Origin of the sequence: Weizmannia sp. FSL W8-1119, from assembly GCF_038008605.1 — a bacterium.
GTDB classification, from domain to species: domain Bacteria; phylum Bacillota; class Bacilli; order Bacillales; family Bacillaceae_C; genus Weizmannia; species Weizmannia coagulans.
In genome coordinates this window covers 2,776,504-2,797,854 of sequence record NZ_JBBOZL010000001.1, presented here as the reverse complement: position 1 = coordinate 2,797,854, position 21,351 = coordinate 2,776,504, and the positions used below count along the sequence as shown (strand labels likewise).

At 33.7% G+C, this 21,351-nt stretch carries 15 protein-coding genes and 1 pseudogene; 15 read left to right on the top strand and 1 reads right to left on the bottom strand.

What is annotated here, in order from left to right:
* Positions 1 to 309 precede the first annotated feature (309 nt).
* The 9 genes and pseudogenes from NSQ19_RS13655 to NSQ19_RS13620 all read left to right on the top strand — a co-directional run bounded on the left by NSQ19_RS13655 (position 310) and on the right by NSQ19_RS13620 (position 16,013).
* Positions 310 to 3,168 (top strand): SNF2-related protein, encoded by a 2,859-nt coding sequence (locus NSQ19_RS13655; RefSeq protein WP_340703043.1) that lies wholly within the window; start codon positions 310 to 312, stop codon positions 3,166 to 3,168.
* A 15-nt stretch (positions 3,169 to 3,183) separates the two neighbouring features.
* On the top strand, positions 3,184 to 4,782 hold the full coding sequence (locus NSQ19_RS13650) for a site-specific DNA-methyltransferase (RefSeq protein WP_340703042.1): 1,599 nt from the start codon (positions 3,184 to 3,186) through the stop codon (positions 4,780 to 4,782).
* Positions 4,779 to 7,451 (top strand): DEAD/DEAH box helicase family protein, encoded by a 2,673-nt coding sequence (locus NSQ19_RS13645; protein WP_340703041.1) that lies wholly within the window; start codon positions 4,779 to 4,781, stop codon positions 7,449 to 7,451. The genes NSQ19_RS13650 and NSQ19_RS13645 overlap by 4 nt, the downstream gene beginning before the upstream one ends.
* 558 nt (positions 7,452 to 8,009) lie before the next feature.
* Positions 8,010 to 9,563 (top strand): annotated as a pseudogene (locus NSQ19_RS13640) (IS5 family transposase).
* A 63-nt stretch (positions 9,564 to 9,626) separates the two neighbouring features.
* On the top strand, positions 9,627 to 11,954 hold the full coding sequence (locus NSQ19_RS13635; protein ID WP_340703040.1) for a DEAD/DEAH box helicase: 2,328 nt from the start codon (positions 9,627 to 9,629) through the stop codon (positions 11,952 to 11,954).
* A 113-nt stretch (positions 11,955 to 12,067) separates the two neighbouring features.
* Positions 12,068 to 12,622 carry a hypothetical protein gene (locus tag NSQ19_RS13630; RefSeq protein WP_340703039.1) on the top strand — a complete coding sequence of 185 codons (555 nt, stop codon included), beginning with the start codon at positions 12,068 to 12,070 and terminating at the stop codon, positions 12,620 to 12,622.
* A gap of 492 nt (positions 12,623 to 13,114) precedes the next feature.
* Positions 13,115 to 13,351, top strand: coding sequence for an SEC-C metal-binding domain-containing protein (locus NSQ19_RS15800; RefSeq protein WP_445684493.1), 237 nt, complete (start codon positions 13,115 to 13,117; stop codon positions 13,349 to 13,351).
* 92 nt (positions 13,352 to 13,443) lie between these two features.
* Entirely contained in the window at positions 13,444 to 15,129 is a 1,686-nt protein-coding gene (locus NSQ19_RS13625) for an IS1634 family transposase (protein WP_013858307.1), read from the top strand.
* A 209-nt stretch (positions 15,130 to 15,338) separates the two neighbouring features.
* Complete coding sequence (locus tag NSQ19_RS13620) at positions 15,339 to 16,013, top strand: hypothetical protein (RefSeq protein WP_340703038.1); 675 nt, start codon at positions 15,339 to 15,341, stop codon at positions 16,011 to 16,013.
* 186 nt (positions 16,014 to 16,199) lie between these two features.
* On the opposite strand, the gene NSQ19_RS13615 is transcribed toward NSQ19_RS13620, so the two are convergent.
* Complete coding sequence (locus tag NSQ19_RS13615; RefSeq protein WP_013858128.1) at positions 16,200 to 17,510, bottom strand: transposase family protein; 1,311 nt, start codon at positions 17,508 to 17,510, stop codon at positions 16,200 to 16,202.
* 456 nt (positions 17,511 to 17,966) lie between these two features.
* Between NSQ19_RS13615 and NSQ19_RS13610 the strand changes: the two genes are divergently transcribed.
* The 6 genes from NSQ19_RS13610 (at position 17,967) to NSQ19_RS13585 (ending at position 21,331) form a co-directional block, all read left to right on the top strand.
* Positions 17,967 to 18,434 carry a zinc ribbon domain-containing protein gene (locus NSQ19_RS13610; protein WP_340703190.1) on the top strand — a complete coding sequence of 156 codons (468 nt, stop codon included), beginning with the start codon at positions 17,967 to 17,969 and terminating at the stop codon, positions 18,432 to 18,434.
* On the top strand, positions 18,341 to 18,670 hold the full coding sequence (locus NSQ19_RS13605) for a resolvase (protein WP_340703037.1): 330 nt from the start codon (positions 18,341 to 18,343) through the stop codon (positions 18,668 to 18,670). Before NSQ19_RS13610 ends, NSQ19_RS13605 begins: the two co-directional genes overlap by 94 nt.
* A gap of 110 nt (positions 18,671 to 18,780) precedes the next feature.
* On the top strand, positions 18,781 to 19,191 hold the full coding sequence (locus tag NSQ19_RS13600) for a hypothetical protein (RefSeq protein ID WP_340703036.1): 411 nt from the start codon (positions 18,781 to 18,783) through the stop codon (positions 19,189 to 19,191).
* Entirely contained in the window at positions 19,191 to 19,505 is a 315-nt protein-coding gene (locus NSQ19_RS13595) for a hypothetical protein (protein WP_340703035.1), read from the top strand. Before NSQ19_RS13600 ends, NSQ19_RS13595 begins: the two co-directional genes overlap by 1 nt.
* Entirely contained in the window at positions 19,498 to 20,157 is a 660-nt protein-coding gene (locus tag NSQ19_RS13590) for a hypothetical protein (RefSeq protein WP_340703034.1), read from the top strand. Before NSQ19_RS13595 ends, NSQ19_RS13590 begins: the two co-directional genes overlap by 8 nt.
* 139 nt (positions 20,158 to 20,296) lie before the next feature.
* Positions 20,297 to 21,331: a hypothetical protein gene (locus NSQ19_RS13585; protein WP_340703033.1), complete on the top strand. Its 1,035-nt coding sequence runs from the start codon at positions 20,297 to 20,299 to the stop codon at positions 21,329 to 21,331.
* Positions 21,332 to 21,351: the final 20 nt, after the last annotated feature.

Below are 21,351 nucleotides of genomic sequence, written 5' to 3'. Positions count from 1 at the left end.
CCTTTTTTTAGATACATTTCTATATTTTTTCAACAATTATCTGATAACAGTACATTTTTTAAGCGTGTAAAATTGACTTTATAGTGAAAATGGGCATATATTTATCTGACAATATTATATTTCTGGTGGTGTTCTATTTGCATTGAAAGAAAAATTGTTAACATCGCAAAAAGCTCTTATCGAGAAAAACTTGACACATACGTAATTATTAGGTGAAATAGATAGACATCTTTGTAATATGGTAAAATAGAACTAATGATATCAACGGAAAGTATATTTGTACAGGATATTTGAAATGGGGGAGGTTAAATGAGTACATATTATCATAGCCAATACTATGCATATGAATTAACTAAACAAAACTCTTCTTCTTCAATTGGACGACTCAACCAATCGTTAATAAATGCAACGGTGGATTTAAATCCCCATCAAGTTGAAGCAGCATTATTTGCTTTTCGCGCACCACTTGAAAGAGGCGCATTATTGGCAGATGAGGTTGGATTAGGAAAAACTATTGAGGCAGGACTAATTGTTAGTCAATTGTGGGCTGAAAGGAAAAGAAATATTTTAATTATAGTACCGCCTCCTTTACGTAAACAATGGAGTCAAGAATTATTGGAAAAATTTTACATACCATCTATTATTTTAGAAAATAAAAATTTTAAAGAGATGCAAGCTGCTGGAATAATGAATCCTTTTTATCAACAAGATATGGTAGTTATAACGTCTTTATATTTTGCGAAAAATAAAGCAATTGAATTAAGAAGAGTTAATTGGGATTTAATAATTTTTGATGAGGCACACCGTTTAAGAAATGTTTATAAAAAATCTAATAAAATTGCTCGTGCATTACGTTCTGCAACAGGAGGTTTTCCAAAATTATTATTAACAGCTACTCCATTACAAAACTCCTTAATGGAACTTTACGGATTAATCAGTTTTATTGATCCACATATTTTTGGGGATGAGATCTCTTTTAGAAAACAGTTTTCCAGAGGAACGAAAGAGTTGTCACAAGCTGATTTTATTGATTTAAAGCAACGTATAAGTCCCGTTACACATCGAACTTTAAGACGTCAGGTTACAGAATATGTAAAATACACTCAACGTATTCCAATCACACAAAAGTTTATGCCGACAAATGAAGAATGGGAATTATATGAAAAAGTATCATCATATTTACAAAGAGATTTGTTATTTGCTTTACCAAAAAGTCAGCGTTCTTTAATGACATTAGTTATTCGGAAAATTTTGGCTTCTTCAACTTTTGCACTAACTGATACACTTCAATCGTTAATAAAAAGTTTGGATGAACTTTTAATTGGGAAAATACAAGATAATCGATTAAATAACGAAGAAATAATTTATCAAGATATTGACGAACTTGATGATACCATTGAAGAATGGAACGAAGAAGAAATTGAAATAGATGAACTAACGGAAGAAGAGATAATTAATTTAATATTATCAGAGAAAAGAGAGTTAGAATCCTATTATGAATTAGCAAGGTCTATTACAAAAAATTCCAAAGGAGGCGCATTACTCCTTGCATTAGATGAAGGCTTTAATAAAATGAGAGAATTAGGAGCTAATGAAAAAGCAGTTATATTTACAGAGTCACGAAGAACACAAAGATATTTAAAAGAGATGCTAACAGAAAAAGGGTATAACGTTGTTATGTTTAACGGTCAAAATTCAGATTCAGATGCAAAAAGAATCTATGAATGGTGGATAGAGAAACACCAATATGATGGTAAAATTACGGGATCAAAAACTGCTGATATGAGGGCAGCGTTAGTTGAATATTTTCGTGAGCATGCTGATATCATGGTTGCAACTGAATCTGCTTCGGAAGGAATAAACCTTCAATTTTGTAGTTTAGTAGTAAATTATGATTTACCATGGAATCCTCAAAGGATAGAACAAAGAATTGGAAGATGTCATCGTTATGGACAAAAATATGATGTAGTTGTGATAAATTTTTTGAATCAAAAGAATGCTGCAGACCAAAGAGTTTATGATTTACTTTCAGAAAAGTTCAAGCTGTTCGAAGGATTATTTGGTTCATCTGATGAAATTTTGGGTTCGTTGGAGTCCGGAGTTGACTTTGAAAAACGGATACAAGAAATTTATCAGAACTGTAGAACTGCAGAAGAGATTGATGATGCATTTAACAGGTTACAAGAAGAATTGGACGAACAAATACGAATTAAAATGCAAGACACACGTATAAGTTTAATGGAAAACTTTGATGACGAAGTAAGGGAAAAGTTAAGAGATAATTTTGAACAGACAACTATACAGTTGAATAAGTTAGAGATATTTTTATGGAATCTTTCAAAAATTGAGGGTCAAAGAGAAGCGGTATTTGATGATAATTCATTAACCTTTATTATAGATAAGAAAAAGTATCAATTGATGTCCCAAATAAAAAAGGAAGAAAGTACTAATAATGTTGTTCACTATCGGTTATCCCACCCTTTAGCTGAAAAATGGGTTAAACAAGCCAAGGGTAGGGTGTTAATACCAAAAGAGGTTACCTTTAGATACTGTGATTATCAAGGTAAGATTAGTGTTATTGAATCGTTAGTTGGCACTGACGGCTGGCTTTATTTAGATTTGCTTAATGTAGAGTCTGTCGAAACTGAACAGTATCTAATATTTTCAGCTGTAGATAATAGTGGTAACCAGATTGACCAAGATATTTGTGAGAAATTATTTTTATTACCAGCGATTGAACATGAAGAAATTGAAATACCTAATTCTATAAATAATACACTTCAATATATTAAAGAATGTCAGGTAGAAGCGGTATTAAACAGTATAATGGAACGAACTGCAGAATATATGGATTCAGAATTAGAAAAATTAGATAGATGGGCTAAAGATTTAAAATTAAAACTTGAAGCGGAAATTGATGAACTTTCTGTAGAAATTGATTATCTAAAAAAGGAATCAAAATCAATTCGAAATTTACAAGAAAAACTAGGAATGAATAAAAAAATTAAAGAACTTGAAAAGAAACGAAATGATATGAGAAGAAATTTATATGATCAGCAGGATAAAATAGATGAACAAAAAGATTTATTATTTGAAGGAATTGAAGCTAAACTCCAGCAAAAAGTTACGAATAAACATTTGTTTGGGCTGAAATGGAGAATTTATTAGAAAGAGGTGTGGGGTTTGAATAAAACTCGACTTGAATTAACATGGATTGGTAAAGAAAAAAAAATAAACTTGGAACCCAGAATTTTACTTGAGGATTCCGAGTATTCCTATCATGCAGATAAAAAATATACTGAAGAAGATTTGTTTGATAATAGATTAATTTATGGGGATAATCTCCTTGCACTGAAGGCACTAGAGGAGGAGTTTACAAATAAAATTAAATGTATTTATATTGACCCCCCATATAATACGGGTAATGCATTTGAACATTACGATGATGGAATAGAGCATAGTATTTGGCTTTCGTTAATGCAAGCAAGGTTAGAAATCCTTTACCGTTTACTATCAGATGATGGTGTTATTTTTGTCAATATTGATGAAAACGAGCATGCTTATTTGAAAATATTAATGGATAGTATTTTCGGAAGAAGCAATTTTATAGGAGATTTAATTTGGAAAAAAAGGAAAGGAGGAGGGAACGATTCCAGATATATTGCTTTAGATCATGAGTATATACTGGTTTATGCAAAGGATAAAGAAAAACAGGTGAATAAATGGAGAATTAGTTATGATGAAAAATATTTAAAAAGATATAAAGAAGTTGATGCTAATGGAAGATATTATTGGGACACATTGTCAAGACCGGGGTTACAAAATCCAATAATTATTAAATATAAATGTGAAGATGGAACTGAATTAAAGATTTATTCTCAAAAATCCGAAGAAACATTTTATAAAGAATTACGTGAAGGTAATATAAGGGTAGTTAAGGGAAGGAATGGTTGGACTGCGCATCACAAGGTTTATATGCCTAAAGAAGGAAAGGTATTACGTTCTATTTTAGACGAACATGGAACTAATAATGATGCAAAAAAAGAAATGGAATCTATTTTTGGTAGTAAAAGGGCTTTTGATTACCCAAAACCAGAAAAATTAATTATGACCTTAATTGGTTTAGTTACAGAAAAAGGAGATTGGGTATTAGATTCATTTGCTGGTTCAGGAACTACAGGTGCTGTTGCACATAAAATGGGGCGCAGATGGATAATGATTGAATTAAAAAACCATTGCTTTACACATATAATACCAAGAATGAAAAAAGTTATTGATGGTGTTGATGAAAGTGGTATTAGTAAAATAGTTGATTGGCATGGTGGCGGAGGATTTAGATTCTATAAATTGGCTCCAAGTCTTCTGGAAAAAGATAAATATGGTAATTGGGTTATTAGTAAACAATATAATGCCGAAATGTTAGCAGAAGCTATGTGTAAGCTTGAAGGATTTAAATATAATCCTGATAAAAATTTATATTGGAAACATGGCCAATCAACTGAAAATGATTTTATCTTTGTTACTACACAATTTGTTAATCAACAGTTAGCGGATGATATTGCTGACCAAATGAAGGAAGATGAAACATTATTGGTCTGCTGTAAAGCATTTAATGTAAACCAAGATGATTTTCCGAATATCACATTTAAAAAAATACCTCAATCTGTGTTGGAAAAATGCGAGTTTGGAAGAGACGATTATAGCTTAAATGTTGAAAACCTACCTATGATGGAAAAAGAGCCTGAGCAGATAGAATTATTTGATGAGGGGGATGTAGAATGAATCGTTTTGTTAAGCAAATCTCAAGTCGTCTTAGCCTGCGAGACCCACAAAGGGAATCTTTGGAAATATTAGCGGAAGTAGTAGATAACATCTCCCTAGAAAAAAATACATCCACTGAACAAGTTCAGCGGAAGCTTAACATTATTAAAAATCTTTTTCCAAGTGTTGAGGACTTTGAAAGGGAGTTTCCATCGATTTGTTTTGCCCTTGCTACTGGTGTTGGAAAGACTAGACTTATGGGAGCGTTTTTATCGTATCTATATATGGCAAAAGGAATAAAAAACTATTTTATTTTAGCACCAAACTTGACAATATATGAAAAATTAATTCAGGATTTCACACCGAATACTAAAAAATATGTTTTCAAAGGGATTTCGCAATTTGCTACAAAAGAACCATTAATCATTACAGGTGAAAACTATGAAGAAAGTGCAATGTGGCTGCTTGACCCAGATAGTGTAAAGATTAATATTTTTAACATCTCAAAAATTAATACAGAGGTAAGAGGTGGAAATTCTCCTCGAATTAAAAGACTAAGTGAGTATATTGGAGAAAGTTATTTTGAATATTTATCTTCATTACCTGATTTAGTCTTATTAATGGATGAATCACATCGTTATCGGGCTTCAGCAGGAGTTAGAGTATTAAATGAATTGAATCCAGTTTTAGGGTTAGAACTAACGGCAACACCACAAGTTGAAAAAGGGCAGAGATCCATTCCATTTAAAAATGTGATTTATAGTTTTCCATTATATATGGCAATGGAAAAGGGTTATGTTAAAGAGCCAACTGTTGCTACTCGTGAAAACTTTGATCCATCTAATTATTCTGATGAGGATTCATTAGAACTCATTAAACTTAATGACGGTATATTGGTACATGAAGAAACAAAAGTTGAACTTGAAGTATATGCAAGGGAGAATAATCAGCCCATTGTAAAACCATTCATTCTAATCGTTGCTCAAGATACAGAACATGCTGAAAAATTATTGAATATCATTAAAAGTGATGATTTCTTTGATGGAAAATATAAAGATAAAGTAATTACTGTTCACTCAAAACAATCAGGTGAAGAAAAAGACGAAACGATTCAAGAACTGCTTGCATTAGAGGATCCGAACTCAAATACTGAAATTGTAATCCATGTTAACAAATTAAAAGAGGGCTGGGATGTTACAAACTTATATACAATAATCCCATTAAGAGCTGCTAATTCAAAAACTTTGGTTGAACAATCTATTGGCCGTGGACTTCGTTTGCCATATGGAAAACGAACGGGTGTTAAAGCGGTTGATAGATTGACAATTATCGCTCACGATCGATTCCAAGAAATTATTGATGAAGCCAACAATCCGAATTCTATCATTCGCAAAGGTGTTTACATTGGCAAAGATGTTGCAAAATCACAAAAGAAGGTTGTTTCTGTTGAATCTAATGTAAAACAAAGTATTATTCAAAAGATCGCCGGAGATGACTTAAATAAAGAAGATGATAGTGCTAAGAAAAGAGTAGAAATAAAAAGAAATATTGCAGAAACAACACTTAGGACAATTCAAAAGTTAACTGAAATTCCATCTAATACACATTTAACAAAACCGGAAATAAAACAAAAAATTATTAAAGAGGTAAAATCTACATACCCTGTAGGTCAGATAGAATTTGTTTTTGAAGATCAATCAAATATAGTTGAAGAAATTGTTGGCACTGTTACTGAATACATTGTTGAGAAAACAATAGACATTCCAAAAATCATTCTTCAACCGAAAAACCAAATTACTTGGGGTTTTAAAGATTTTGATTTAGATGTCGCAAATATTAATTTACAACCAGTTACGCAAGATATTCTATTGCAAGAACTTAGAACTAGGCAAAGAGATACGCTGCATTTCAAAGTGGAGATTAATGAACATGAACCATTAGAGAACTATATTATTTCTAGATTAATTGATTTTGATGATATATCATACGAAGAGCATGCTGATTTGCTTTATAAATTAGTAGGTCAGTTAATTGATCATCTAAGATCGTACTTAAAAGATGACAATGATGTGAGAAATGTTTTGTTATATAATCAACAACTATTAGCAAATAGCATACATTCACAAATGTTAGAGCATTATGTGGAATCAAAAGTCGAGTATGATGTTCATGTGAGAAGTGATTTCGAAGTACTTAAAACAAATACCTTCTCTGTGGATATTGATGAAGAGGTTAGAGATTTCCGAATACCTGTGAAAAATCCTTCAGCAATAAAGGGAATGAGCTTTGGTGGGTTTAGTCGCTGTCTATATTCAATTCAAAAATTTGATGCAGAAAATGAGCGCCGATTTGCCGTTATTTGTGAGCAGGATCCAAAGGTGAAGGTTTGGTTTAAACCAGCTTTAAATCAATTAAAAATTTATTATAATCAAAAACAATCATACAATCCAGATTTTATAGTAGAAACGGAAGATAAAAAATATCTGGTAGAATTGAAAGCAGCTAATAAAATTGATAGCGATAAAGAAGTAGAGGCAAAAAAACATGCAGCGATTGAATGGTGTAAGTATGCAACCAAACATGAAATGCAAAATGGTGGTAAAGAATGGGTTTATTTATTAATACCACATAATGATGTGAATGAAAATATGACAATTGCCGGATTAGAAGCAAGATATTCAAGAAAATGAAAGCACTCTCTAATTCGGTAAAATAAGCAGTTCGTTAATTAGTGTTTCGGTAAAGTACTCATCGAAGTATCCTTCGATGCTTGCTTTACCGAATGTTATTATCAAGAATCCCTTGATATCAAAGGGTTTAACCAGTTCTTGAATTTTACTCAATAAGCTAACCGGTGAATTACTCGGTAAAGTAAGCAGTGATAAGATAAATTATTCGGTAAAGTAAGCAGATATTTTTTTGTATTGGAGGGATATGAAAGTGAGAGATCCGAAGAGGATTCCAAGGATATTAACTCTGTTGTTCAAAATATGGGAACAACAACCGGATTTACGATTTAATCAGTTAGTTCAAAATCTACAAGCCTTATATTCTCAACAAAATAACAACTTTGGTAAAAGACATTTTTATGAAAAGGATGGAGAGATTACTTACCAGAATTATTATAGGGCTTGCTGAATAAGCAAAAATTCCAGATTTGACAAGGATTTTGGCTACTTTTGTCGAATATAAAGTGTAAGGATTTCAAAGGAAACACGTAAAACACCTTGCACTTGGAGGCTGTTACGATGTACAAAAAGACCGAACATCAATTAACTTTTGTAGATGATTTTTTTCTACCATTCGGTGGGAAATGAAATAAAGAAAATCGCTGGGTCCGTCTTGCTGAAATGATTCCTTGGTGGATGGCCGAAGAAAAGTATGCCAAGTCCTTCAAGAAGAAATTCAAAGGCGAAAAGGCTTATTCTGTCAGAATCGCTCTTGGGGCTCTTTATATCAAAGAACGGCTTGGGCTGTCTGACCGGGAAACAGTCGAACAGATCACAGAAAACCCGTATCTTCAGTATTTTATCGGCTTGCCTGAATTCCAGGAAAAAGCCCCATTCGACCATTCTCTGATGACTCGTTTTAGAAAACGTTTGGGCGCAAATATCATCAACGAACTGAATGAATGGATCGTTCTGGAAGAACAAAAACGCCAATTGGAAGAAGCATCTAAGGAAAACGACAACAATGATGATCAGGATCACGACGATGACGATCATGATGATGAAGATCGTAATGATCATGATCATGATCGTGGCGATCTTCAGCCTTCCGGTTCCGATTCAGAAAAGCATTCAACTGAATCGGCTTCTCCCAAAACGAAGAACAGAGGAAAGCTCATTTTGGACGCAACCTGTGCACCGGCTGATATTGCTTACCCTACAGACCTCGGGTTGTTGAACGAAGCCCGTGAGAAATTGGAACATATCATTGATGTCCTGCATGAACCACACAAAGGGAAATTACGTAAGCCACGGACCTACAGAAAAAGAGCCCGCAAGGACTATCTTTCTGTCGCTAAGCAACGTAAAGCTGGCGCCCGGAAAATCCGGAAAGCTGTAGGCAAACAGCTCGGATATGTGAAACGAGATCTGGAGATCATTAAAAATCTTGTTTCCCAAAGCTCTCTGTCTCTTTTAAGCAAAGATGAATACAGGCAACTTCTCGTGATTCATGAACTTTACCGCCAACAGGCAGAAATGTACAAAAAGAAAACACACCGGGTTGACCACCGGATTGTAAGCATTTCCCAGCCACATGTCCGTCCAATTGTGCGCGGCAAGGCAAAAGCGAACGTGGAGTTCGGTTCAAAAGTCGCCATCAGTGTCGTAGATGGTTATGCCTTGATTGAGCACCTCGACTGGGAAAATTACAATGAAGGGACCACTCTCAAGGAATCTGTTGAAAACTACTACAACCGGTTCGGATTTTATCCGGAAGCGATCTTGGCAGATAAAATTTACCGAAACCGTAATAATCTGGCATACTGCAAATCTCTTGGCATTCGTCTGAGTGGGCCAAGGTTAGGACGCCCATCCAGAACGGAAGACAAAACCTTGGAACGCGTCGCAAGGCAGGATGCCTCTGAACGTAATGCCGTTGAAGGCAAATTTGGCGAAGGCAAGCGCAAGTATGGGCTGGGCCTTATTCGAGCACGCCTTCAGGAGACCAGCGAAACAGTAGTAGCCCTTCAATTCCTCATACTGAATCTGGAGCGCAAGCTCAGGGTTCTTTTTTTGAGATTTTTACACAACACTATTTTATATTTTGATAATCGGAATTTGGCTTGTATCTGACCAAATTTGATTCGTTCAGCAAGCCCTATATTATGAGTAGTTCTATAAGGTGGGAGGGATAAGATGAAAACAAAACCAATTAAAAAAGGAAATAATATTCTTTTCTGTAATATTAATAATGAAAATAAAGTTCTTAAACCCCAAGATGTGGTCACTACTTGGAATAATAGTTTTAAAGAAGTTCTTGCTGACGGTAATAATCAAATAGGACTGAGACCACCTCAATTTGGAGCAATTTGTGCAATTCGCTCATTTTGGACAGTTAGTAGAGAAGCAGCTACTATTGTTATGCCTACTGGAACTGGAAAAACAGAAACAATGTTAGCTACAATTGTTGCCGAAAAGTGTTTAAAGACTTTAATTGTGGTTCCTTCTAATCTACTTAGGCAACAAATTTTTGATAAAGCAAAAACATTTGGGGTTCTTTACCAAATTGGTATTCTTGATGACAAATATGTTCTGCCGCCCAATGTTGCGCTGTTAGCAAGTCAATTTGATAATTTTGAGGAATTTAGGGAATTTGTTGATCCAGCTAATATTATTGTTACAACTATGCAATTAGCGAATTTATTCCCAGATGAATATAAGAAATACCTTGCACAAGAATTTGATACTTTAATAGTTGATGAAGCACATCATATTAGTGCAAAAACATGGAGTAAATTCAAAAGTTTTTTTGTTAATAATAGAATTCTTCAATTTACGGCAACTCCTTTCAGAAATGACGAAAAAAAGATGGATGGAAAAATTATATATAATTTTCCTCTATCAAAGGCTCAAGAACAAGGATATTTTCAACCAATAATGTTTTATCCATTAGAAGAATTTAATGATAAGAAAAGTGATGAAATGATAGCGAGGGAAGCAGTTAAGCTATTGGAAGAGGACATTGATGCTGGATACGATCATATATTATTGGTTAGGGCTAGTACAAAAAATCGTGCAAAGGAATTATACGATTCTATATATAATAAGAAATATAAAAAGTTTAAACCAGTTTTGTTAATTAGTGGTCTTAGTGATAGTGAAAAGAGAAAAGGGATTCAAGCTTTGAAAAACTTAGAATCTAGAATTGTAGTTTGTGTAAATATGTTTGGAGAAGGCATTGATATACCAAACTTAAAAATAGCGGCAATCCATGATAAATACAAATCCCTTCCTATAACTCTTCAATTTATTGGGAGATTTGCCAGAACAAAAAAAGGTTTAGGAGATGCAAAAATTGTAGCAAATATTGCAAATGAAGAAGTGCAAGAAGCTATAAGAGATTTATATAATAGAGATTCAGATTGGAATCAATTACTATCAATCAAATCAGAAGGGCTTATCAATCGTGAAATAGCTTTACAAGATTTAGAGGAAAGGTTTAAAGGGAACGGTATCGACAAAATTGGTATAAAACAAATTATTCCAAAAGTTAGTATGTATGCATATATAGTAAAAACAAAATCATGGGCATGGGAAAAGTGGACTACAGTTCTCGATGAAAATATATGCAAGTACTATATTAACGATGAAGAGAAAGTTTTAGTCATTATTGAACCGAAAGAAAGTAATGTTGGATGGACTACTCAACATAATATTTCAAACCTTAGTTGGGAATTATATGTAATTTACTGGAATCAAGACAAAAATGTTGCTTTTGTTAATGCCACAGATAAATCTTTAGCGAATAAGCTTGTTGAAGCTATTTTCGGGGAGAGTAACAGAATAACTGGAGAAAATATATTTAGATGTCTATATGGTATTAATCGTCTTATGCTTGCGACGGTTGGTTTAAACTCTGCCATTAATGGCCCAATAAGATACAAAATGTTTGCTGGCGTAGATATAGCACAAGGTTTATCTGAGGCCTCAAAAAGTAATAGTTATAAGTCTAATCTTTTTGGAGTCGGATACAATGGCAAAGGAAAGGTTAGCATTGGTTGTTCCCATAAAGGGACTATTTGGGCGAAATGGGTTGAAAGTATAGATTATTGGATGAATTGGTGCAATGAGATAATAGACAAAGTTTTAGATCCTACTATTGATCCTCAAAAAATACTAGAGGGAGTATTAGTTCCTAAAGTCATCAAGGAACTTCCAAATGAAATTCCCTATAGAATTGATTGGCCATTGGAGTTAGATTTTTTTACTGATGATAATTTATTTTTAGAACGAGATGGAATTAAAATACCTATATACGAAGTTGATATTAAATTGCCAGAAATACAATCAAAAAAGGATGTATTACAATTCTATGTTGGAAATGAAGGTTTTAAAGAGAACTTTGAATTATCAATATCGGATAATTCTTTCCGAATTAAATCAGTTTCCAAAAATAAGACAAGAATTGTTAAGAGCAAGAAAAAACTCTTCTTGCTGATTTCTTTCAAGAATATCCGCCAATAATTAAATTTGTAGACCAGTCAACTCTTGAAGGAAATTTATATGTAACATTAAAAGATAGCCATGAGGACAAGAGTTTTCCGTCAAATCAAGTTTTTTCTTGGGATTGGAAATCAATGGGGGTAAACATTAAAAAAGAATCACAGACAATCGAAAAATTTTCTGATTCCATACAATATAATGTCATAAAAAAATTACTAGATACTGGTGACTCCTGTATTGTTTTTGATGATGATGATGCGGGGGAGATTGCCGATATAATTGCTATAAAGGAAAGTGAAAACGATATTATTTTTGAATTTTATCATTGCAAGTATTCTCACGGAGATTCACCCGGTTCGAGAGTTAGTGATTTATATGAAGTCTGTGGTCAAGCAGAAAAGTCAGTTATTTGGAAACAAAATACTAAAGAAATTGTGAAAAGAATGCGTAAAAGAGAAATTCAAAGGATGGAAAAAAGTACTGTATCACGATTTGAATTAGGGGATCTTGATAAACTAAAAGAAATAGAGAACAAACTAAGAGTGTATGGTTCTAAATTAGAAATAAATATTGTTCAACCGGGAGTGGATAGTAAAAAGATAACTGGGGATATGGATAGAATTTTAGTTTCTACTCAATCTTATTTGCTTGATACATATGGAATTCGGATGAATTTGATATGCAGTTAGTTTAAAAACCAATTACAGGTATTATTCTTTAACTTTTAAATCGAATGCTTACCATTAAACAGGATCTATCAGGAAACTGTGGCTCAATCATTAAAGTGTTATTATTGAAATCCACATTGAAAGAATAAGGAGGAGACGGATTGAAACTATACATATGTGAAAACGATTTCGATTTACACCACGGTTACAAGACTGGATTCTTTGAAGGATTTTTGCTTAATAGAATGGTAAGAAATTTGGAGATTTGCTCTTTCTTTAACTGTTTTTTAAACAAGAATACACAACATTCGTGTTTTATAAACCTATTAACCTATTAACCACATAGAATGTTACTAATAGGATTTGAAATTGTGATCTGTAAATTTTAATTAGGTTAACACACCACTAAATCAATATGTTTTAAATTCTTGTTAGATAACCTTGATGAAGGAAGGATTAATAGTTAACAAGATACATTACAGATATATTCTACATAAAAGGGAGTAATAGTTTGTGTCAAGAATTAATAGAAATGATTTATGCCCATGTGGGAGTGGAAAAAAGTATAAAAAGTGTCATGGAAGTATAAAGCCGATAAGTGAACTATTTAAAGATCCACATGTCGAATGTATTTGTGGAAGTGGCTTACATCCTTATGATTGTTGTGGGGCATACCTTGCTTCTATTCAAAGAATTAAACCTTCTATAAACGAAAGCCAGTATATCATAAAGCGCATATTCCGCACGTAAATTTTTCCATTTTAAGATTTTTTTAAAGGAATTTTCTCCTTCTTTGTAGAATTGAATGATTATCTAAACTAGGGGAAGACGAGGAAATTTTTATGTCAGATCAAATTTTAACCTTACATGTGGGGCCGTCTCAACTTTTATCTAAACTGTGTGATGAAATAGAACTCGAAAAAACCATTAATGATTTAGTCAAATGGGATTCTGTCCGTTGTCATATCTCACCCGGAACAAGGATTAAAGCCCTTGTCTTAAACATTTTATGCAGTGGCAAGCCCCTTTATAAGGTTCATGAATTCTATCAAAACCTAGATTCTGAGATGCTTTTCGATACATCGGTTTCACCCGATCAATTAAATGATGATGCATTAGGAAGAGCATTAGATTACTTGTATGAAGCCGAAGCATGGAAAGTCTATTCCACCCTTGCATTAAAAGCACTAAAAAAATTGAATCTTCCTATTGGTGTACTGCATAACGATACAACCTCAATTTCTGTTTACGGAGAATATAAGCAACCGAAGGAAGATGGACTGCAAATTACGTACGGGTATAGTAAGGCCCATAGGCCTGACTTAAAACAAATCGTTCTGGGGATGGGGGTCACACCTGAACGAATTCCTATCCTTGCAAAAGTAGAAAATGGGAATACTTCGGATAAATCTTGGAATGTGGAATTTATTCAAAAGATGAGAAAAATCCTTTCCCATGAAGATTGGAAAAATCTCATTTATCAAGCCGATTCTGCATTAATCACAACGGAAAATCTAGCGGAAATTCAACAACAAAATTTATCGTTTATTTCCCGTTTACCTGATACATTCGGTTTAAGCACAGAACTAAAGAAAGAGGCATGGTTGCTCAACAACTGGGAAAGGGTAGGCTCACTTAGCAATAAAAAAGACGCAGCTATTTACCAAATTCAAGCTTTTGAAAGACAAATTCAAAACCTTCCTTACCGGTTTCTTGTTGTCCACTCAAACAATTTAGATCAACGAAAAGAGAAAACCCTAAATCGGGCGATCGAAAAGGAAGAAATACAATTAAAAAAAGAGATAGAAAAACTGAGTAAAGTTATCTTTCATTGTAAAGAGGACGCACTAGAAGCAATTCAATCTTTTAAGAAAAAACAAAAGGCTTCATATTTCTGTTATAAACTAAACGTCCAGATGAGTGATCAACCTATCAAACGAAAAAAGAGAGGAAGACCTAAAAAGGACGAACAGACAAAACAAGAACAAATCTATCAAATACAACTGGAATCGTTTGAAAAAGATCATGATTTTATCGAAAATAAGAAAAAAATGCTCAGCACTTTTGTTTTAATCACAAATAAATTAGATGAGGAGACACTATCCAATCAAGAAGTTTTGAGGGTTTATAAAGGACAGTCGGCCGCTGAGACCCGTTTCCGATTAATCAAAGATTCACAAATGATTGATGCCATTTACTTAAAAACCCCGGAAAGGGTTGAGGCCTTAGGTATTGTGTATGTGATGGCTTTATTAATCTATGGAATTTTAGAATATCGAGTTAGAAAAGAACTGAAAGAAAAGAACCTATCTCTAATCTTGAAAGGAAAAAGGAAACTCTATCAACCCACAGGCCAAGCATTGTTAGAGCAATTAGAAGATATTACCGTGATCCTTATAAATCAAAATCAACAAAAAATAAGGCTCTTACCCGATAATATTGATTCACAAGCCAAAAAAATCATTGAATTATGCGGGTATGATGTATCAATATACGTGTCAAAAAATGTCGAAAACAAAGGAGAATAACACACAATAGGAGGAATTCATGAAAAGAATGTCGAATTGAAAAGAATTTTATCGAAAATTCCTCAAAAATAAGAAGATATCATCCCACCAAGCCATTTAAATATAGTTCATTCAAAAATTAGAATGAACTATATTTAAGACGTGCGAAATGTGGGATAAAGAATAATAGTTATAGTGAAAAATACGCAGGAAAAGTTTATTTTGCTATTTTGTCAACTTTAAAACCAGAATGGAATATTTTTAGAAATTTTTATCTCTATGGTTTGGAAATAAATGGTCGTTTTTTTAGACCTAAAACTCTGGATAATGTCGTTGAAATAAAATCGGATACTTATACCTTTTGGAATATTAAGTGTAATCTAGATTATTCTACGGGAGCATTTTTAAGTTTTAAAAGTTCTTCTAATTTGACAAAGGATGAATTACAAATAGCTGAATGCAATATTTCAATTTCTGAACCAATTTATAAAATAGAGGTTCCAAACATTAGAATTACAAAAGATCACTATTTAAGGTTATTTCATCATACTTCTAAAGATGGGGAGCGAGGGATTACTAGTAGTAAAGAAATATGGCCTTCGCCATATAACCTTCAAGGGAGTACAAGAAAATTAAAGAACATTCATTTCGCATATTTTACTGATCTCCCTGAGTTGAAATATGAAAGTGACTTATTTAATGTTGCAATGCGTGAAAAAGGTCGAGCAGTATTTCGAACAGATGATGAATCTCAATATGAATATGTAGAAATTTATGAACAGCCATCTTATAAACGAGAAAGGCGTTTAATCTGTTATATTAATATTAAGATGTTAGTTCCAGTCTCTGCTATATACCATCAACAGGGTGGAAGTCAATATATTGAGTTTTTTCACCAGTTCTGAAGAGTAAATTCATCAATTTTTAGATGTTTTATGATAAAATGACTTATCCACATTTAGAAAATTTTTCCATCTATTTTTTCTGCTTTCAAAGTCAAAAAGAGCCGAATTTGCAAATTTCTTTTTTAAAATTGTGGATAACTTCAAAAAACCTTTTTTTACATCACATCCTTTGCTATAATATAACCATTAAGTAAACCTTACTTGTATTGGCTTACTTAAATGGGTGAAATCCTCGTCTGTTAAAATACGTGTCCGAAACGATTCCAACAGATTTGAGGATTTTTCTTTTGCCGTTTTTTTGAGTGCTTTTAAGATTGACGAACCTTTTTCAAACAGCTGTCTAATAATATCTGTTATTTGAACTAATAAATAATGATTTTTCATGGCTGTGTAGTTTTGGCTATTGGCATGTTCTATATTGTAACGATTATTTTTTTGTTCGTTAAATCCTTGATTTTCAATCTTCCAGCGGCTTCTTCCTGCAGCGATGAGTCGTTCCACGTTCTTTTTCGTGATTTTAATATCCGTTATAAATACATACTCTTTCGATTTCCCATCCTCTGTTTTCATTGTGGCCTCCATCAGATTGACCGTTCTGTCTTTGTAGGCAATATCATTCACCCAAACTAATGAATTCTGATCCTTACTTTGTTCCAGCTCTTTTATTGCCTTAAACTCCGTCGAGATACTTTTAATTCTCCCTTCCTTAAATCTGCATATATATTTCCATTTGTGCGCCCTGCACAGATTAAATACCGTTTCACATGCATAGAGACTATCTCCCAAGATACAAATCGGTAGTCTTTTAAATATTTTTTTTATTTTCTTTGCCAGCCTGTCGAAGGCTTTTAATTCACAATCTTGCTTAGAAACATTTTCTGATTCATTTTCGATAAATTCGGAGGCAATACTGAAGACCATATCCCCCACGACAAGCTTGGCTTCAAGTACATGGTGCATATAAAGTACGTTCGTTTCTCCTGTTTCTTTATTTGTATATGCCCGTCTCAGGCAGTGTTTACAATGTTTCTCATGAAAGGTGTGTAATCCAGTTCCATCAATGATGACACCCCAGTACTTTCCTTCAATTCGATAAGACTCGAGAGACCTTTTTTTCAATAATTCTTTAATCATATACGTTCTAATTTTTTCTAATTCATTTACATCTAAGCCAGATAAAAAGTCGTTAATTGTATCATAATGTGGAAGTTCTTCAAGAGAATCTAAGCCTAACACCTTCCCTACATTTTTAATACATTCTTCTTTATTAAAACTCTCACTCATGTTTCTCATGGATTTTAGGCCGGTCATATTTTTCAACATCATCGTAAATAAAAGGACCTCTGGACCATAAGTGATATAGCTTTGATGTCGGTGGTCTGCTACCTTTTTTAGGTTATTCATCAGGTCTTTGAAAAAATGCTTCTGAATTTTAAGGAACTCGAAAAAATAATTTGCTTCTTTTTCACGATTTCTTTTTTCTTTTCTAGTAACCAAAATAAAAACCCCCTCAAAACAGCCAAGTTTAATTAGGGCTTGCTGAACGAATCAAATTTTAGCTTGTATTCGACTTGTCACTAAGCCATGCCAAAATATTCGTCCAGCAAGCTCTAATTATTTAAATTATTACATATTTAGCCGCATTTTTGGGGGGGAATAGTTAAATTATCACGAAAAATTTTTACTCCTCAGAGCTGGAAGTTATCCACAATTTTAAAAAAGAAATTTGCAAATTCGGCTCTTTTTGACTTTGAAAGCAGAAAAAATAGATGGAAAAATTTTCTAAATGTGGATAAGTCATTTTATCATAAAACATCTAAAAATTGATGAATTTACTCTTCAGAACTGTACACAGTTGATTTCCTTTCAAAGAAACGGGTGGTTTATAACGGTATTGTTCCTCAGTATTATGTAGAAAACAGCCATGAACCCATTATCCCACGTGAAATTTTTATGCAGGTTCAGGAAGAAATGATTCGACGGGCAAATTTACGTACCGGAAAAGGCGGCAAAAAGCGTGTCTACAGCAGCAAGTACGCCCTATCCAGTATCGTTTATTGCGGCGGTTGCGGCGAAATTTACAGGCGGGTTCATTGGAACAACCGAGGATATAAGTCCATTGTCTGGAGATGTGTTAGTCGACTTGAGGAGAAAGGTTCGGACTGCACTTCCCCGACTATAAATGAGGAAACGCTACAAACAGCGGTTGTAAAAGCCATCAATGAAGTTCTAGGTAACAAAGATACTTTCCTTTCTACGCTGCAAGAAAATATAGCCACCGTTCTCAATGAGGAAAATGATAAAGCCACGGATAATATTATAGGAAATTGGATGAGCTGCAAAACGAGCTTCTCAGGCTGGCAAACTCAAAGGCTGATTATAACAATGTGGCTGATGAGATCTACCGCCTGCGAGAACTAAAGCAAAATGCACTGGTTGAGAATGCAGAGCGTGAAGGAAGAAGACAGCGAATAGCTGAAATGACAGACTTCTTAAGCGAGCAAGATTGCAAAGTTGAGGAATATGATGAGCAGTTGGTAAGGCGGCTTATTGAAAGAATTACTGTATTTGACGACAAGATGACCATAGAGTTTAAATCCAGCGTTAAGATAGATCTTTTAAATGTAAATACATTATGGCCACCAGCTGAGGATTAATACCCTACTGGTGGCTTATTTTTATACAGATGAGTTATACAAATATTTATACAAATGTATGGACAAATATAAAAAATAGTAATATACTGATTTTAGCGAGGTGGATAATAATGGATATAAAAATTGATGCCTTAATTCCATTTGATACATTACAGACAGATTTGGAGAATGTATTTTCGGTTGTTGAAAAAAATGGGAAGATAGTTCTGCTTAAGGATAATAAACCTGTTTATATAATTTTGAAATATGATGCCTCCCAGCCTACCGTTACAAATACAATCTCAACTGAAACTGCCAGCTATACACTCCAGGAAGCCATGAAGATTGTTTTGTCAGAGGCCGAAAATTACACTATGCATGCATCTAAACTTGCTGATGAAATATATGACCGCAGGCTGTATTTACAGAAAAATGGGAAGAAAGCACAGTATACTCAGATTAGGGCAAGATGTGGGCATTACCCGGAATTATTCGAGGCTCTTCCCGGTAACTATATCAAATTAAAGGAAGGTGTAGAGTAATGAAAGGTGAAGCACTATGGAATACCGTTATCTCAGGACTTTCATCTTCGGGAGAAGAAGTACAGACTACAACCGGTCTTTGGTTTACAGCATCATCCCGTGATGGAAGGTTGTACGTTGGTAGGGCTATTGACAACACACCTTCCAGCGAATTTTCGATGCAAAGGGCAATATCAAAGAAAGATTTCTTATTTGTTCATTCATATTATGATCGCTGGGTTAATGGGGAAACGGGAGTTAGACATGAGGTCAGTAGAAAATCAAGAAATACCGCTTATATTTTTGCTTTGATAGATAGATTTAGTAATGGTTAGAGGGTGGAAAATTGTTAATAAAGAAAGAAATCACAATTCAAGATATCCAAAAATGTATTGCGGGAATGGGTGGAGCTTTGGTAATGAAATACTATACGAAATGTGCCGTAAAAACCCTGATCACAATAAAGCTGATGTTATTGTAGGCAAAATATGGCTTATTGGGAGATCTTACGCGGCGGCTATAGAAAGACGGAAAAATGTTAATGAAACAGATTCTGGAGATGATTTCTATTTTAACGTAGTTGCACCCAAGATGTTGAAAGCTGGCGAAGAATTAGATATGCGTATCAATGAACTCAAGAAATACGATACCATCACTATAGATAATTTAAAAGAAATTATAGACACGCATTTATTTCTTACCAATGTCTTTTCGGATATTTCTGGTCATAATAACCGTTCGCTGGCATCAAAATATCTACATTTTCATGTGCCGAATATGTTTTATATTTTTGATAGTAGAGCAATTCAAGGGGCAAAAAGCTACGTAATGCCGGATAAACAGCTTAGAGCTTCACTTGCTCCATTTGGAGATAAAGAATACATAGAACTTGTTATTAGACTTTTTACATTCCAAGAACATGTGAAAAGTCCGTTTGGGATGACGGTAACACCAAGAGTTATTGATTCATTCCTATTAAATTATTAGAGGGATTTATAATGGCAACTAATAACGGTTTCTCCCATCAAAATATTGTTCCTATTGATAAAACCGCTTCAAAGCAGCAGCTATATAAGAAGTTATAAAAAATTAAGTTGGTTGTTGAAGTAGGAAATGAGGGTAAGGGATGAAAATTGAAATAGGCGAATCTTTACTTTTATCATGGCTAAAACACATTAAAGAATGTCAGCTTGTTCAAACAAACTGGAAAGCATCGTATAAATGGGAATTAAAAAATAAAGATGATTTAGAGCAATTGATGAAAACCTCCAGCGAGTTGTTTTCTCAAAAATATGGATATGACATTTTTAAAGGAAATAAGTCGCTTGATCAGCTTATTGGCCAAGCTGAAATTGATGTGATAGGTATCAGTTATGAGGAAAATCAAAGCCATATATATGCCATTGATGTTGCATTTCATGAAGCTGGTTTGAATTATGGCTCAAAGGATGAAACAGTGACAAGGGTTATAAAGAAATGCTTAAGAACAGCAATGTGCATTTATGGATACTTTGGCTTCAGCACCGGAACGATTATTTTTACATCGCCGAAAATCAATCCTTCGGTAGAGCAAGATTTAATGAATTGCATTGGTGACATCAATCTTGTATTAAGAGATACAGGATTAAACTATAAAATACGCATTATAGGAAATGATGATTTCGCTGAGAAAATATTTGAACCAGTATTAAATGTAATTGGGGATGTGGCTGATACATCAGAATTATTTATGCGTAGTTTACAGATGTACAATTTATTTGCAGGGAAAAGACCAAAGCAGGCTGCATCACAAAGGTCAATTACTACAAGGAAAGTTACACCTAATCTAGATGTGATTGAATCACAAGGAATAGACGGCCTAGAGGAAATGAAAATTGGAGTTATTGTTAGGACTGTTCTTAGAAAAATGCTTGAAGAGGGCAAGGTTTCTAAAGAAGAAGTTGAGAAAATGCAAACCAAGGAATATTCTAAAGAAACCTTTGATATTCAATATCCGCTTCTGCAGAAAGCAGCTTTAACTCAAGGAAAAAGCCCTGCAAGATATTATTCTGCACCAATTAAAATATACGGAGAAGAATATTTCCTCTGCTCTGAATGGTTTGAAGTGCCAACAAATAATGATCGGCCATACTTAATGAAATGGTTAGCATTGCACAAGTAATGGATTTTGGGAGTTAATGG

What these genes read in the sequence shown, in the direction of transcription:
- NSQ19_RS13590 (WP_340703034.1), top strand. Translation starts at nt 19,498, where the DNA reads ATGGTTAGAGGGTGGAAAATTGTTAATAAAGAAAGAAATCACAATTCA.
- NSQ19_RS13635 (WP_340703040.1), top strand. Translation starts at nt 9,627, where the DNA reads ATGAAAACAAAACCAATTAAAAAAGGAAATAATATTCTTTTCTGTAAT.
- NSQ19_RS13585 (WP_340703033.1), top strand. Translation starts at nt 20,297, where the DNA reads ATGAAAATTGAAATAGGCGAATCTTTACTTTTATCATGGCTAAAACAC.
- NSQ19_RS13655 (WP_340703043.1), top strand. Translation starts at nt 310, where the DNA reads ATGAGTACATATTATCATAGCCAATACTATGCATATGAATTAACTAAA.
- NSQ19_RS13625 (WP_013858307.1), top strand. Translation starts at nt 13,444, where the DNA reads ATGTCAGATCAAATTTTAACCTTACATGTGGGGCCGTCTCAACTTTTA.
- NSQ19_RS13610 (WP_340703190.1), top strand. Translation starts at nt 17,967, where the DNA reads ATGCAGGTTCAGGAAGAAATGATTCGACGGGCAAATTTACGTACCGGA.
- NSQ19_RS13630 (WP_340703039.1), top strand. Translation starts at nt 12,068, where the DNA reads ATGGGGGTAAACATTAAAAAAGAATCACAGACAATCGAAAAATTTTCT.
- NSQ19_RS13600 (WP_340703036.1), top strand. Translation starts at nt 18,781, where the DNA reads ATGGATATAAAAATTGATGCCTTAATTCCATTTGATACATTACAGACA.
- NSQ19_RS13645 (WP_340703041.1), top strand. Translation starts at nt 4,779, where the DNA reads ATGAATCGTTTTGTTAAGCAAATCTCAAGTCGTCTTAGCCTGCGAGAC.
- NSQ19_RS13595 (WP_340703035.1), top strand. Translation starts at nt 19,191, where the DNA reads ATGAAAGGTGAAGCACTATGGAATACCGTTATCTCAGGACTTTCATCT.